The sequence below is a fragment of the Streptomyces sp. NPDC001153 genome (assembly GCF_053598315.1).
Genome location: NZ_JBSFJZ010000002.1, coordinates 147,483 through 160,289, shown reverse-complemented (window position 1 = coordinate 160,289; position 12,807 = coordinate 147,483). Strand labels below are relative to the sequence as shown.

General features: G+C 70.8%; 13 protein-coding genes and 1 riboswitch. Of the genes, 5 read left to right on the top strand and 8 right to left on the bottom strand.

All coding sequences use genetic code 11. The features are described 5' to 3' along the window. Nucleotides 1–18: 18 nt before the first annotated feature. On the bottom strand, nucleotides 19–687 hold the full coding sequence (locus tag ACWDEN_RS02770) for a class I SAM-dependent methyltransferase (protein WP_351601830.1): 669 nt from the start codon (nucleotides 685–687) through the stop codon (nucleotides 19–21). Nucleotides 688–839: 152 nt separating this feature from the next. On the opposite strand from ACWDEN_RS02770, the gene ACWDEN_RS02765 reads away from it, so the two are divergent. Further along, complete coding sequence (locus tag ACWDEN_RS02765) at nucleotides 840–1,427, top strand: hypothetical protein (RefSeq protein WP_351601533.1); 588 nt, start codon at nucleotides 840–842, stop codon at nucleotides 1,425–1,427. Here the strand turns inward: ACWDEN_RS02765 and ACWDEN_RS02760 are convergent. The 3 genes from ACWDEN_RS02760 to ACWDEN_RS02750 form a co-directional block, all read right to left on the bottom strand. Beyond that, nucleotides 1,420–2,544, bottom strand: coding sequence for an NADH:flavin oxidoreductase (locus ACWDEN_RS02760; protein ID WP_450856856.1), 1,125 nt, complete (start codon nucleotides 2,542–2,544; stop codon nucleotides 1,420–1,422). The genes ACWDEN_RS02765 and ACWDEN_RS02760 overlap by 8 nt on opposite strands. A gap of 138 nt (nucleotides 2,545–2,682) precedes the next feature. Further along, the gene (locus tag ACWDEN_RS02755) at nucleotides 2,683–4,329 is read right to left on the bottom strand and encodes a transglycosylase domain-containing protein (RefSeq protein WP_450856854.1); all 1,647 of its coding nucleotides are present in this window, start codon (nucleotides 4,327–4,329) and stop codon (nucleotides 2,683–2,685) included. After that, nucleotides 4,326–5,399 carry a sigma factor-like helix-turn-helix DNA-binding protein gene (locus tag ACWDEN_RS02750; RefSeq protein ID WP_450856852.1) on the bottom strand — a complete coding sequence of 358 codons (1,074 nt, stop codon included), beginning with the start codon at nucleotides 5,397–5,399 and terminating at the stop codon, nucleotides 4,326–4,328. Before ACWDEN_RS02750 ends, ACWDEN_RS02755 begins: the two co-directional genes overlap by 4 nt. A gap of 147 nt (nucleotides 5,400–5,546) precedes the next feature. Here ACWDEN_RS02750 and ACWDEN_RS02745 point away from each other — a divergent pair, with 147 nt between their 5' ends. Genes ACWDEN_RS02745 through pyrE form a run of 3 tightly spaced genes read left to right on the top strand, consistent with a single transcriptional unit; the run spans nucleotide 5,547 to nucleotide 7,262 of the window. Beyond that, nucleotides 5,547–6,062, top strand: coding sequence for a SigE family RNA polymerase sigma factor (locus ACWDEN_RS02745; RefSeq protein ID WP_351601545.1), 516 nt, complete (start codon nucleotides 5,547–5,549; stop codon nucleotides 6,060–6,062). Continuing rightward, the gene (locus ACWDEN_RS02740; protein ID WP_450856850.1) at nucleotides 6,052–6,690 is read left to right on the top strand and encodes a hypothetical protein; all 639 of its coding nucleotides are present in this window, start codon (nucleotides 6,052–6,054) and stop codon (nucleotides 6,688–6,690) included. Before ACWDEN_RS02745 ends, ACWDEN_RS02740 begins: the two co-directional genes overlap by 11 nt. A gap of 47 nt (nucleotides 6,691–6,737) precedes the next feature. Continuing rightward, entirely contained in the window at nucleotides 6,738–7,262 is a 525-nt protein-coding gene (gene pyrE / locus ACWDEN_RS02735; RefSeq protein ID WP_351601549.1) for an orotate phosphoribosyltransferase, read from the top strand. A gap of 90 nt (nucleotides 7,263–7,352) precedes the next feature. Here pyrE and groL read toward each other — a convergent pair whose 3' ends face one another. The 4 genes from groL to thrC all read right to left on the bottom strand — a co-directional run bounded on the left by groL (nucleotide 7,353) and on the right by thrC (nucleotide 11,495). Next, nucleotides 7,353–8,975 carry a chaperonin GroEL gene (gene groL / locus ACWDEN_RS02730; RefSeq protein ID WP_228624502.1) on the bottom strand — a complete coding sequence of 541 codons (1,623 nt, stop codon included), beginning with the start codon at nucleotides 8,973–8,975 and terminating at the stop codon, nucleotides 7,353–7,355. A gap of 325 nt (nucleotides 8,976–9,300) precedes the next feature. Then, nucleotides 9,301–9,507, bottom strand: coding sequence for a cold-shock protein (locus ACWDEN_RS02725; RefSeq protein ID WP_019057200.1), 207 nt, complete (start codon nucleotides 9,505–9,507; stop codon nucleotides 9,301–9,303). A gap of 432 nt (nucleotides 9,508–9,939) precedes the next feature. Further along, nucleotides 9,940–10,215, bottom strand: a complete 276-nt coding sequence (locus ACWDEN_RS02720) for a MoaD/ThiS family protein (RefSeq protein WP_069780187.1) — start codon at nucleotides 10,213–10,215, stop codon at nucleotides 9,940–9,942. After that, complete coding sequence (gene thrC / locus ACWDEN_RS02715; protein ID WP_450856847.1) at nucleotides 10,212–11,495, bottom strand: threonine synthase; 1,284 nt, start codon at nucleotides 11,493–11,495, stop codon at nucleotides 10,212–10,214. The genes ACWDEN_RS02720 and thrC overlap by 4 nt, the downstream gene beginning before the upstream one ends. Nucleotides 11,496–11,512: 17 nt before the next feature. Beyond that, nucleotides 11,513–11,677, bottom strand: a riboswitch (SAM riboswitch). Between the two features lie 161 nt (nucleotides 11,678–11,838). Between thrC and ACWDEN_RS02710 the strand changes: the two genes are divergently transcribed. Next, nucleotides 11,839–12,783: a glucosyl-3-phosphoglycerate synthase gene (locus ACWDEN_RS02710; RefSeq protein ID WP_351601555.1), complete on the top strand. Its 945-nt coding sequence runs from the start codon at nucleotides 11,839–11,841 to the stop codon at nucleotides 12,781–12,783. Nucleotides 12,784–12,807 lie beyond the last annotated feature (24 nt).

Below are 12,807 nucleotides of genomic sequence, written 5' to 3'. Positions count from 1 at the left end.
GACCGAGCGCCCGGCCCCTCAGCGGCCCGGCGGGCCCTCGGGGGCGCGCCAGACGAGGGTGTACCGCCAGAAGAGCCGCCGCCGGAGCCGGGCGCCGGGCAGCAGTCGGCGCGCCTCCCGGGCGATGCCGGCGAAGGACAGCTCGGGTTCACGGGTCGGCGCGGTCATCGAGACGGGCCGGCGGGTGGTGGGCCGCCCGCGGTTCTTCACCCACCCGGTCAGCAGGTTGAGCGGTATCGCGACCAGCCCGAGCGCATGATCGACGGGACTCGCGGCCCGGGCACAGCCGACGACCACCAGGGTGCCACCGGGCGCGAGCTCCCGGCGGAGCCGGGTGAGGGTCTCGGCGAAGGGGAGGTGGTGGAGCACGGCGACGCAGGTGACGACGTCGTACGGCCCCGGCGGGAGACCGTCCGGGGCGGAGGCGAGGGTGTAGCCGACGGGAGCGGCGGGGTCGGTCAGTTCCCGGGCCCGCCGAAGGATCTCCGGGTCCGCGTCGACCCCCAGCACCCGCTCCCCCCGCCCGGCCAGCAACCGGACCAGGTCCCCACTGCCGCACCCCACGTCCAGGGCGCTGCCGAACCGGCGGGGCAACTGCCGCAGCAGCCACCGGTGATAGTGGGCGTTGTGGTCCCAGGGGTGGGCGGCGTTGAAGCGGTGAAGGGCGTCGATCAGTCGGCTCGGCAGCACGGCTGACACCCTACGGCTCTCCCGGCTCCCCCGGTTCACGGCCGACGCCCCCGTTACCCTTGAGGATCCCCAGTGGAGCCGCCCGACCCCGCCCTGGTCGTCGGCCCCGGACTGGACACCGAGGAACCCAAGGACTGCGCAGGCCGACCATGAACCACGCCCAGCTCGCCGCCCTCGGAAGGGCGCTCCGGCTCCTCGGGGAGCACGGGGAAGCCCTGACCGCCGACACCCCGGACGCCCGGCTGCACGAGATCAAGGCGGATCTGCGCCGGGCACTCGACCTCGTGGACGAGAGCGCCGGGAACGGCGCGCCCAGCACCCGCTGCCCGGAGCATCCCCAGGGCCCCGTGGACGAGAGCGCGCCCGATCTGTGCCTGCTCTGCGAGACCCGGCGCCGGGCGGCCCGCCGCTCGGAGTTCCAGGGCCGGCCGGCCGCCGCCGAGCCCGTGGCCACCGCGCCCTCCCGGTACGGGGTGCGCGGTGACCGGCCCCAGCCCCAGCAGCGCTGGCTGCCGGAGGCCTGGAACGGGCAGGAGTGGCGGCTGTGCGGGACACCGCGGCGGGACCGGCGGGAGGCCGAGGCGTATCTCGCCGCCCAGCGGCGCGGGTCCCGGCCCGCCATGGCCTACCGGCTCGTGCACGAGTTCACCGACTACGAGGTGCTGCGGGTGTGGGGCACCCCCGTGCACGTCGACATCGAGCCGCTGAACGGCCCTCTGCAGGGCGGGTTCAGCTGAGCGTCTTCAGGGACGCGGCGTCGTACGGCTTCAGCTCGTCGAGGCGGTCGGAGAGCACCTTGGCCGCCCACTGAGGGTCCTGGAGCAGGGCGCGGCCGACGGCGACCATGTCGAACTCGTCGGCCTCCAGGCGGTCGAGGAGGTTGTCGATGCCCTTGACCTCGGAGCCCTGGCCCTGGAAGGCGCCCAGGAACTCACCGTCGAGGCCGACCGAGCCGACGGTGATGACCTGCTTGCCGGTGAGCTTCTTCGTCCAGCCGGCCAGGTTCAGGTCCGAGCCGTCGAACTCGGGCAGCCAGTAGCGGCGGGTGGAGGCGTGGAAGACGTCGACGCCGGCCGCGGCGAGCGGGGTGAGGATCGCCTCCAGCTCCTCGGGGGTCTCGGCGAGCCGGGCCGTGTAGTCCTGCTGCTTCCACTGCGAGTAGCGGAAGATGACCGGGAACTCGGCCGAGACCGCCTCACGGACCGCGGCGACGATCTCCGCGGCGAACTGGGTGCGGGCCACCGGGTCGCCGCCGTAGGCGTCGGTACGGCGGTTGGTGCCCTCCCACAGGAACTGGTCGACGAGGTAGCCGTGGGCGCCGTGGATCTCCACGCCGTCGAAGCCGATGCGCTCGGCATCCGCGGCGGCCTTGGCGAACGCGGCGACGACGTCGTCCAGGTCCGCCTGGGTCATCGCCCTGCCGGTGGGCTCGGCGTCCGCCGCGACCAGGCCGGACGGGCCCATCGCGGGGGCCTCCGGGAAGGGGGCCTCCCCGTCCTTGCGGACCATGCCGATGTGCCACAGCTGCGGGACGATGGTGCCGCCCGCCGTGTGCACGTCCTCGGCGACCTTCGCCCAGCCCGCCAGCTGCTCCTCGCCGTGGAACCGGGGCACGCGCCCGCTGTTGCCGGCCGACTCGTGCCCCACGTAGGTGCCCTCGGTGACGATCAGACCGACCCCGGCGGCGGCCCGGCGGGAGTAGTACGAGCGCACGTCCTCGCCGGGGATGCCGCCCGGGGAGAACATGCGGGTCATCGGCGCCATCACGATCCGGTTGGGAACGGTGAGACCGTTGAGCGCGATCGGGCGGGACAGGATCTGGGCCGCGCGGGAGGCGGGCGTCGTGGCGGTCACGTGGGGGCTCCTCGTGAGTGCGGGGTTAACCGGTCGGTATGTGAGCACGCATTGTTGCAGCTTCTTAAGTAATCACCTATGCGCTGCCCCACATTCCGCCCCAGGGCAAGCCTTTACGTGACGCCCCTCACACCCTGCTCACCTCAAGCGCCCCCAGAGCTGCGTCGCCGTCTGTTCCGTGAACCCCGTCGGTGAGGGATCCGTCGGCAGCTGCGCCGGCACCGTCGTGTGGTTCCTGCCCGGCTTGTCGGCGAAGAGGGCGACGGTCAGGGTGAGCCGGGCGTCGTAGGCGACGGTCCACACCGTGCGGCGGGTGATGCCGCCGCCCGCTCCCGCCGTGAACAGGCTCGCCGGAGGCCCGGCGCCCGGGGTGGCCCGCAAGCCGCCCTGGACCGGCGCGGCCGCCGCGCGGGCCGCCTGCTCGGGCAGGACCCGGTGGCGGTCGGGGTGCGCGGAGTAGACGGTCCGGCCGTCACGGGTGATGCGGGCGACGGTGTACGGCGCGGCGTACATGCCGTCGGCCGCGACCGCCGCGTACGCCGACGTGAGCCTCAGCGGTGTGGGCGCGGCCGTCCTCGACAACCCGGTGAGCGGGGCGCCGAACCGCATCCCCGCCAGCGGCGTCATCGCCGTACCCGCCTCCACCGCCCCGCTCACGGCGTCGTTGAAGGGCTGCCGGGCGTAGTCCGACCCCCCGTACAGCACCCGCACCGCACCGTCGCCGGGCTCGATGCCCACGACGGCGGTGTGCAGCCGTACTCCCTTGCCGGCCTTCTGACCCTTGACCAGTTCCGCCGTCGAGTCCTGCAGGGGGAGGTCGAAGGTGGTGCGCACGGTGTAGCCGCCCTTCGCCAGCTGGTCCTCGGTGATGCCGAGCCGGTCGGCGGCCTCCTTCGCCGCGACGTCGATCAGGTACTGCCGCTGCCCGTCGGTCGCCCCGGGCGGATAGAACCGGAACGCCGGGAAGCGGGCCTCGGCCCGCTGTCTCGCCGTGATGTTCCCGCTCGCCGCCATCGCGTCCAGCACCCACTCCCAGCGGCGTTGGAGCGTCGCCGTGACCTTCGGGTCCGAGCCGGCCTTCTCGTAGTAGGAGGGGAGGTTGATGACGGCGGCCAGGGCCGCGCCCTGCGAGACCGTGAGGTCCTTGGTGTCGACGTCGAAGTAGTTGCGCGCGGCCGACTGGATGCCGGCGGCGCCCCGGCCGAAGTACACCGTGTTGAGATAGCCCTCCAGGATCTCGTCCTTGGAGCGCGTGCGGTCCAGCTTGACCGCGATCAGCGCCTCGCGCGCCTTGCGTGACAGCGTCTGCTCGGGGCTGAGCAGCGCGTTCTTGACGTACTGCTGGGTGATGGTGGAGCCGCCCTGCCGTTCGCCGCCGGTCAGCGCCGCCGCGACGGCACGGACGAGGGCCTTCGGGGAGACACCGGAGTCGGTCCGGAAGGAACGGTTCTCGGCGGCGATCACCGCGTCCTGCACATACCGCGGAACCTGCGACAGCGACACCTCCTGACGGTCCACCGGGCCGCGGCGGCCCAGGTAGGCGCCCTTCTCGTCGAGGAAGACGGTGCTCTGGACGACCGTGTCCGGGTGCGGGTCGGGAATGACGGTGAGCTTGTACGCGACGACGACCGCCCCGACCAGCAGGGTGAGCAGGACCAGGAAGGCGGCCAGCAGCCGGCGCGCGATACGGCCCCGGTTGCGGCGCAGACGGACGCGGAGCGGGATGCGCCGCGAACTCGGGCGCGCGGAGGCCTCCTTGGGCTCTTCCCCGAGCTCCAAGGTCATGCCCACCACCCCCCGCTCCGCAGCCGTGCCACGACGGCGCCCGCGGCGTCGTACACCCGGACGCCCTCACCGCCCTCACCGCCGTCGGCCTTCTCCATGCCCTGGACGATGAGCGTCTTGGTGTCCTGCGCGGACAGCGACGTGGTCGCGTACCAGACGCCCCAGCCGGGGCTGCCCGCCAGGGTGAGCACCTTGGCGGCGACCTGACCGTGACCGGTGCTCAGCTCGACACGTCCCGGGTCCCCGGAGACGCCGTAGTACAGGCCGGACAGGAAGTACCTGCCCCGCACCGGCTCCGCCTGCAGGGACACCCCCGGCTCGTGGCGCGGGTAGGCGTCCAACCCGCGGAACTGGTCGGCCTGTTCCGGCGTCGACCAGTGGCTGCCGTCCGCGGTCAGCCACATCTCCACGCCGGGCGCGGCCTGCACCCGCTCCCCGGGCGCCACGATCCGTACGGAGCCCACCGCCCGGACGGACGTCGTACCGGACGACTCACCGCGGCCGCTCCCGGCGACCCGGCCGACGGCGAGGGAGCCCCCGGCCACCAGCACCACCGCGGCGGCACCGGCGGCCACCGCGGCCCGGCGCCGCCGCCACGCCCGCCCCCGTACGGTCACCGCGTCCAGCGGAAGCGGGCCGGGAACCACCTCACCGGCCACGGCGGCGTAGGCCTCGCGCAGCCGCTGTTCATCACCCCCGGCCGCTTTCACCCCACGCCTGGCGAAGTGCCGTACCGCGCCCTTGGAGATGCCGAGCAACTGACCGATCTGCGCGTCGGGGAGCCCCTCCCCGTACCGCAGCACCAGCACGGCCCGCTGCCGTGCGGCACGCCCCACGAGCGGCCACGGCCGCCGCAGCCGGCTCCGCACCAGGTGACGCCGTACGTGGAAGTCGACGTCGTTGCGCGGAACACGGCGCCAGCGCGCGTAGACCCGTATCAGCGTCCTTCTCGCCAGGTCGTCCGCCTCGGCCGGGTCCTCGGTGAGCAACCGCGCCGTGACGAGGAGTCGGGGCCAGCAGGTGCGCGCGCAGGCGGCGAAGTCGTCATGGATCCGGGCACCCGTCCGCATCGTCTTCTCCTTGGGTCACGTGTGTTTCGATGTACGCCGCACACGCGGCTCACGGGACCTGTACGCACGGGCGGGGCGGGCGGGTTGCACAGCGAACGCAAGACGCGGAAAGACTCAGCGAGACTCAGCAGGACTCCGGTGGAGGGCATGACCGAGGACGAGTTCGACGCTTTCTACGCGGCGGCCTTCCCCCGCCTGACCGGGCAGCTCTATGCCTTCACCGGCGATCACGGCGAGGCCCAGGACGTGGTGCAGGAGGCGTTCGTACGCGCCTGGGACCGGCGGAAGTCCTTCCTGGCCGACAGCGCCCCCGAGGCCTGGATCCGCACGGTCGCCGTACGGCTGGCGGTCAGCCGCTGGCGGCGCGCCAGGCGCTGGCTGGAGCTGATGCGACGGCACACACCCCCCGAGTCGACCCCCGGCCCCGGTCCCGAACACGCCGCGCTGGTGGCCGCGTTGCGCCAGTTGCCCCAGGCGCAGCGGCTGGCGATCGTCCTGCACCATCTGTGCGACCTGAGTGTCGAGCAGGTAGCCTCCGAGACCGGCGCCCCCGTGGGCACCGTCAAGGCCCGGCTGTCCCGGGGCCGGGCGGCACTGGCGAAGCAGCTGGGCGCGGACGAGGCCGATGAGCCGGTACGGAAGGAGGGCGGCCGTGTCGGATGACCTCACCACGGATGAACTGACCACCCGGCTCCGCGAGTTGGCGACGGCGAACGAGACCACGCCACCCGTCGCCGCCCCCGGGATCCGCCGCCGCGCCGTCCGCCGGGGCCGCCGTCGCCGCACGGCCCTCACCCTCGGCGCGGGCACCGCGGTCCTCGCCCTGGCGGCATTCGCGCTGACACTGCACTCGGGCGACACCCCCGCCCACCGCCAGTCCCCGGCCGCCACCGCTCCCCGCCTCCCGTCCCCCACCTTCACCGCCTCCCCCGCCGCGACCCCGGTCACCGGCAGGGTGGACTTCGAGAAGCAGACCCTGACCATCGGCGGCCGGGTCATGCACATCACCCCGGACTTCCCGGCCCTCGCCTCCGCCGGTCTGCTGACCGTCTCCGCGAAACTCGACCTCAAACGGGACACGGTCGACGAAATCACCAAGAACTCATGCAAGGTGGCGGAACCGTACGTGGTCGAACTCCGCGGCACCGGCCGGACCAGTGTCTACGCGGGCTCCCTCACCTGCGCCCCCCGGCCCGGCAGCTGGATCGGCCTCGGCATGAAGGACGCCATGTGGCTCTACAACAGGCTGGAACCGGGCGACACGCTGTCGGTGGTCACACCGAGGGGTTAGAACGAGGGTTCGGAGCGTGTCCGGGCGATCTGGAAGACTGGACGCCTGTGACACATGCCGATCTTGCTCATCGCATTCATGCCGCCGCCCACCTGACCGGTCGGTTCACCCTGCGGTCCGGTCGTACTGCCACGGAGTACTTCGACAAGTACCGGTTCGAGGCCGACCCTGTCCTGCTGGACGAGATCGCCCGGCGGATGGCACCGCTGGTGCCGTCCGGCACGGAGGTGCTGGCGGGACTGGAGATGGGCGGTATCCCGGTGGTGACCGCTCTCGGCCGGCACACGGGCCTGCCCTGCGCCTTCGTGCGCAAGCAGGCCAAGGCGTACGGCACCTGCCGGCTCGCCGAGGGAGCCGGGGTCGCGGGGCGGCGGGTGCTGGTCGTGGAGGACGTGGTCACCAGCGGCGGACAGATCGTGCTGTCGAGCGCGGACCTGCGTGGCCTGGGTGCTCAGGTGCACGAGGCCCTGTGTGTGATCGACCGTGAGCAAGGCGGTGGTGACGCTCTCGCGGCCGAGGGCATCCGCCTGTTGTCGTTGCTGACAGCCGAGGATCTGCGGAACGCCGCCTGACCGAGGAAAACGCCCGAGGGTGGTACCCCCAGCCAGAAGCTGGGCGTACCACCCTCGGTCCGAAGGACAGGTGATCAACCGTCAGGTCGATCAGAAGTCCATGTCACCGCCCGGCATGCCGCCGCCGGCCGGCGCGGCGGCCTTCTCCGGCTTGTCGGCGATGACGGCCTCGGTGGTGAGGAACAGCGCGGCGATGGAGGCGGCGTTCTGCAGCGCGGAACGGGTCACCTTCGCCGGGTCGATGATGCCCTCGGCGACCAGGTCGACGTACTCGCCGGTCGCGGCGTTCAGGCCGTGGCCCGGGGTCAGGTTGCGCACCTTCTCCACCACGACACCGCCCTCGAGGCCGGCGTTGACGGCGATCTGCTTCAGCGGGGCCTCGAGCGCGATGCGCACGGCGTTGGCGCCGGTCGCCTCGTCACCCTCGAGCTCCAGCTTCTCGAAGACCTGGGAGGCCTGCAGCAGGGCCACGCCACCACCGGCGACGATGCCCTCCTCGACGGCGGCCTTCGCGTTGCGGACGGCGTCCTCGATGCGGTGCTTGCGCTCCTTGAGCTCCACCTCGGTGGCGGCACCGGCCTTGATGACCGCGACACCGCCGGCGAGCTTCGCCAGGCGCTCCTGCAGCTTCTCGCGGTCGTAGTCCGAGTCGCTGTTCTCGATCTCGGCGCGGATCTGGTTCACGCGGCCGTTGACCTGCTCGGAGGAGCCGGCACCGTCGACGATGGTGGTCTCGTCCTTGGTGATGACGACCTTGCGGGCGCGGCCCAGGAGGTCCAGGGTCGCGTTCTCCAGCTTGAGGCCGACCTCCTCGGAGATGACCTCGCCGCCCGTGAGGATGGCGATGTCGCCGAGCATGGCCTTGCGGCGGTCGCCGAAGCCCGGGGCCTTGACGGCGACGGACTTGAAGGTGCCGCGGATCTTGTTGACGACCAGGGTCGACAGGGCCTCGCCCTCGACGTCCTCGGCGATGATCAGCAGCGGCTTGCCCGACTGCATGACCTTCTCCAGGAGCGGGAGCAGGTCCTTGACGGAGCTGATCTTGGAGTTGGCGATGAGGATGTACGGGTCCTCGAGCGACGCCTCCATGCGCTCCATGTCGGTCGCGAAGTAGGCGGAGATGTAGCCCTTGTCGAAGCGCATGCCCTCGGTGAGCTCGAGCTCCAGGCCGAAGGTGTTGCTCTCCTCGACGGTGATGACGCCTTCCTTGCCGACCTTGTCCATGGCCTCGGCGATCAGCTCGCCGATCTGGGTGTCGGCGGCGGAGATGGACGCGGTGGAGGCGATCTGCTCCTTGGTCTCGACGTCCTTCGCCTGCTCCAGCAGGGCGGCGGAGACGGCCTCGACGGCCTTCTCGATACCGCGCTTCAGGGCCATCGGGTTGGCACCGGCGGCGACGTTGCGCAGGCCTTCCTTGACCAGGGCCTGGGCGAGCACGGTCGCGGTGGTCGTACCGTCACCGGCGACGTCGTCCGTCTTCTTGGCGACTTCCTTGACCAGCTCGGCGCCGATCTTCTCGTACGGGTCCTCGAGCTCGATCTCCTTGGCGATGGAGACACCATCGTTGGTGATCGTGGGGGCACCCCACTTCTTCTCGAGGACGACGTTGCGGCCCTTGGGGCCGAGCGTCACCTTCACGGCGTCCGCGAGCTGGTTCATGCCGCGCTCGAGGCCGCGCCGCGCCTCCTCGTCGAACGCGATGATCTTGGCCATGTGAAGTGGTCCCTCCAGGACTGGGGGTGATTCCTTCGGACCGCGCCCGCGCCCGCGACGGACGGTTCGCCGGCCTGTGGTTCCTTGCCCCACGTGGCCCGCGCACCTCACCGACCCGGTCCTTCTTTGTCACTCTCACCTTCAGAGTGCTAACGCCAATGATTAGCACTCGGCATGCCCGAGTGCAAGCGCCCCGGGCCTGCCGGAGGGGCACTCGGCCGCGGGCGAACAGGCGGCCCCGGGCAGGCCGAAGGGCCCGCACCCCAGGAGGTACGGGCCCTTCGAAAGATGAACAGAAGAACGTCGCTGTCAGTCGACGCGTGCTTCAGCTGGTCGCCAGCCGGACCATGTCCGCCTGCGGGCCCTTCTGGCCCTGCGAGATCTCGAAGTCGACCCGCTGCCCCTCTTCCAGGGTGCGGTAACCGTCCATCTGGATCGCGCTGTAGTGGACGAAAACATCCGCACCACCGTCGACCGCGATGAAGCCGTACCCCTTCTCCGCGTTGAACCACTTGACGGTGCCCTGAGCCATGCCTAACTCCCCTATTACTGGCCCTTGCACAGATCCACACTTCGCGGACCCGGGTCAGACCTCACCCCCCATCGGTCGGGGGCGTGCGCCGGAACGCGTCGACCGCGGCTGAATGTATCTGTCCAACTGCCGTCTGCAACAGGTCAATCGGACGAGAATTCTGGACGGGAACGGTCCGGAATGTGGTGAGAATTCACCCGACTCCAGGGCAAGTCGGGCCCCTCAAATCACCACAAAAGCCGCATAAAACACGTCGACTTTGGCTACTTCTTGTCGGGTGTGCGGCATGAATACAAGGCCCCCGACCGGTTGGTCCCGGAGCGCGTTCCCCAACTCTACCGCGCTCAATCACACAGAATTGCCCCCTCCGCTTCTCTCACGGAGGAGGCAATTCGATGAACAATGCGTAACCGAAGTTACCCAAGGTAACGATCAGCCGCCGGCGACGGCCGGAATGATGGAGACACCCGCGCCGTCCGGGGTGGCGGTCTCCAGTCCCTGCTCGAAGCGGACGTCGTCGTCATTGACGTACACGTTGACGAACCGGCGCAGCTTGCCCTGGTCGTCCAGGACGCGCGCGGCGATCCCGGTGTGGTTCTTCTCCAGGTCGGCGATGACCTCGGCGAGGGTGCCGCCTTCGGCGGCCACTTCGGCCTGCCCGCCCGTGTAGGTGCGCAGGATCGTCGGGATGCGAACGGTCACGCTCATGCGAGGCCAGCCTCTCGGAAGGAGTCCAGGGTCGGTCGGATGGTGGCGGTGAGGCCGGTGCCGGCCACCGCGTCCAGCGTCTTGAGTCCATCACCGGTGTTCAGGACCACCGTGGTCTTCGTCGGGTCCAGGACGCCGTCCTTGACCAGCTTGCGGGTGACGCCGACGGTCACACCGCCCGCGGTCTCGGCGAAGATGCCCTCGGTGCGGGCCAGCAGCTTGATGGCGTCCACGACTTCCCCGTCCGTCACGTCCTCCACGGCACCGCCGGTGCGGCGCGCGATGTCCAGGACGTACGGCCCGTCGGCAGGGTTGCCGATGGCGAGGGACTTGGCGATGGTGTTCGGCTTCTGGGGCCGTACGACGTCGTGGCCCGCCTTGAAGGCGGTCGACACCGGCGAGCAGCCCTCGGCCTGCGCACCGAAGATCTTGTACGGCCTGTCCTCGACGAGGCCGAGCCCGACCAGCTCCTGCAGACCCTTGTCGATCTTCGTCAGCTGGGAGCCGGAGGCGATCGGGACCACGATCTGGTCGGGCAGCCGCCAGCCGAGCTGCTCGCAGATCTCGTACGCGAGCGTCTTGGAGCCCTCCGCGTAGTACGGCCGCAGGTTGACGTTGACGAAGCCCCAGCCCTCGCCGGCCGGGTCGCCGATCAGCTCGGAGCAGAAGCGGTTGACGTCGTCGTAGTTGCCCTCGATGCCGACGAGCTCGCCGCCGTAGACCGCGGCCATGACGACCTTGCCCTGCTCCAGGTCGTGCGGGATGAACACGCAGGACCGGAAACCGGCGCGGGCCGCGGCGGCGCCGACGGCACCGGCGAGGTTGCCGGTGGAGGAGCAGGACAGGGTGGTGAAGCCGAAGGCGCGGGCGGCCTCCAGGGCCTGGGCCACCACGCGGTCCTTGAAGGAGTGGGTCGGGTTGCCGGAGTCGTCCTTGACGAACAGGCCGCCGGTGACGCCGAGTTCGCGGGCGAGGTTGTCGGCCTTGACCAGCTTGGTCCAGCCCGGGTTCAGGTTCGGCTTGTCGGCCACGTCGGCCGGGACCGGCAGCAGCGGCGCGTACCGCCAGATGTTCGCGGGGCCGGACTCGATACGGCGGCGCAGCTCTTCGGTGTCGTAGGCGGAGAAGTCGTAGGCGATCTCCAGCGGACCGAAACACTCCTCGCAGGCGAACACCGGACCGAGGGGGACGCGGTGACCGCACTCGCGACAGCTCAGGGCCGCGGCGGGACCGAGGTCTACGGTGGAATCGGTGGAGCTTGCAACTGTCTGCACAGCCATGGAGGCGAGGCCCTTTCTCCTCATCTTCCTCACGACGCACCTCGCCGTGAGACGGATTTGGCACCTTCCCTAGCCGGGAGCCTCGCGGAGCGATCGAGCCTGATCAGGCCGATCTACGAGTACCGACTGGAGGGTTGCCGGGGCTTCATCGGGCCGTGTCCCTCTGCCCCTCTGGATGAGCGGTATGCGGTTGTGAACGCGCTCCGACCCCCGACATGCGATGGTCATCGGCGTTGTTCAAGACTGTAACCGAAGGCCAGGAGAGTTGAGATAGTCGTCCGAACCGCGAGATGGATCACACGGTGCAGCCCGTGCGATCACGAACAGTGAGGAGCCGCAGACCGTGCTGGAAGAAGTCGAGCGCTGGCTGGCCACCCGCTCCTGGTCCGTGGCCGATCGCCCGCTCCACCGGATCCTGTGCGCCAAGCAGCGCACCGGCCAGACGATCAGTGTCGTACTGCCCGCGCTCAACGAGGAGGAGACGGTCGGCGACATCGTCGCCGTCATCCGGCACGACCTCGTCGAGCAGGTCCCCCTCGTCGACGAGATCGTGGTGGTCGACTCCGGCTCCACCGACCGCACCTCCGAGGTCGCCGCCGCCGCGGGCGCGCGGGTGGTTCACCGGGACGAGATCCTGCCCCGCATTCCCGCCGTCCCCGGAAAGGGTGAGGTGCTGTGGCGCTCGCTCCTGGCCACCAGCGGGGACATCGTCTGTTTCATCGACGCGGACCTGCGGGAGTTCTCCTCCGACTTCGTCTCCGGGATCGTCGGCCCGCTGCTCACCGAGCCCGGGGTGGACCTGGTCAAGGGCATGTACGACCGCCCGCTGGGCGGCGCCACCGGTCAGGGCGGCCGGGTCACCGAGCTGATGGCCCGCCCCCTGCTGAACATGCACTGGCCGCAGCTGGCCGGCTTCGTCCAGCCGCTCGGCGGCGAGTACGCGGCCCGGCGCTCGCTGCTGGAACAGCTGCCGTTCCCGGTCGGGTACGGCGTGGAGCTGGGCATGCTGGTGGACGCCCTGCACCTGGTCGGTCTCGACGCGCTGGCACAGGTGGACGTGGGCGTGCGCAAGCACCGCCACCAGGACGGGCAGGCGCTGGGCCGGATGGCCGCGGCGATCTACCGCACGGCCCAGCTCCGGCTGGCCCGCGGCCATCTGATCCGCCCCTCCCTCACCCAGTTCGAGCGGGGCGAGGAGGGCTTCGAGCCGCGCACCTACTCGGTGGACACCGAGGAACGGCCGCCGATGGTGGAGATCGCGGAGTACGCCGAGCGCAGGGTGGCGTGAACCGGCCGCGGGGTCGTATACGTC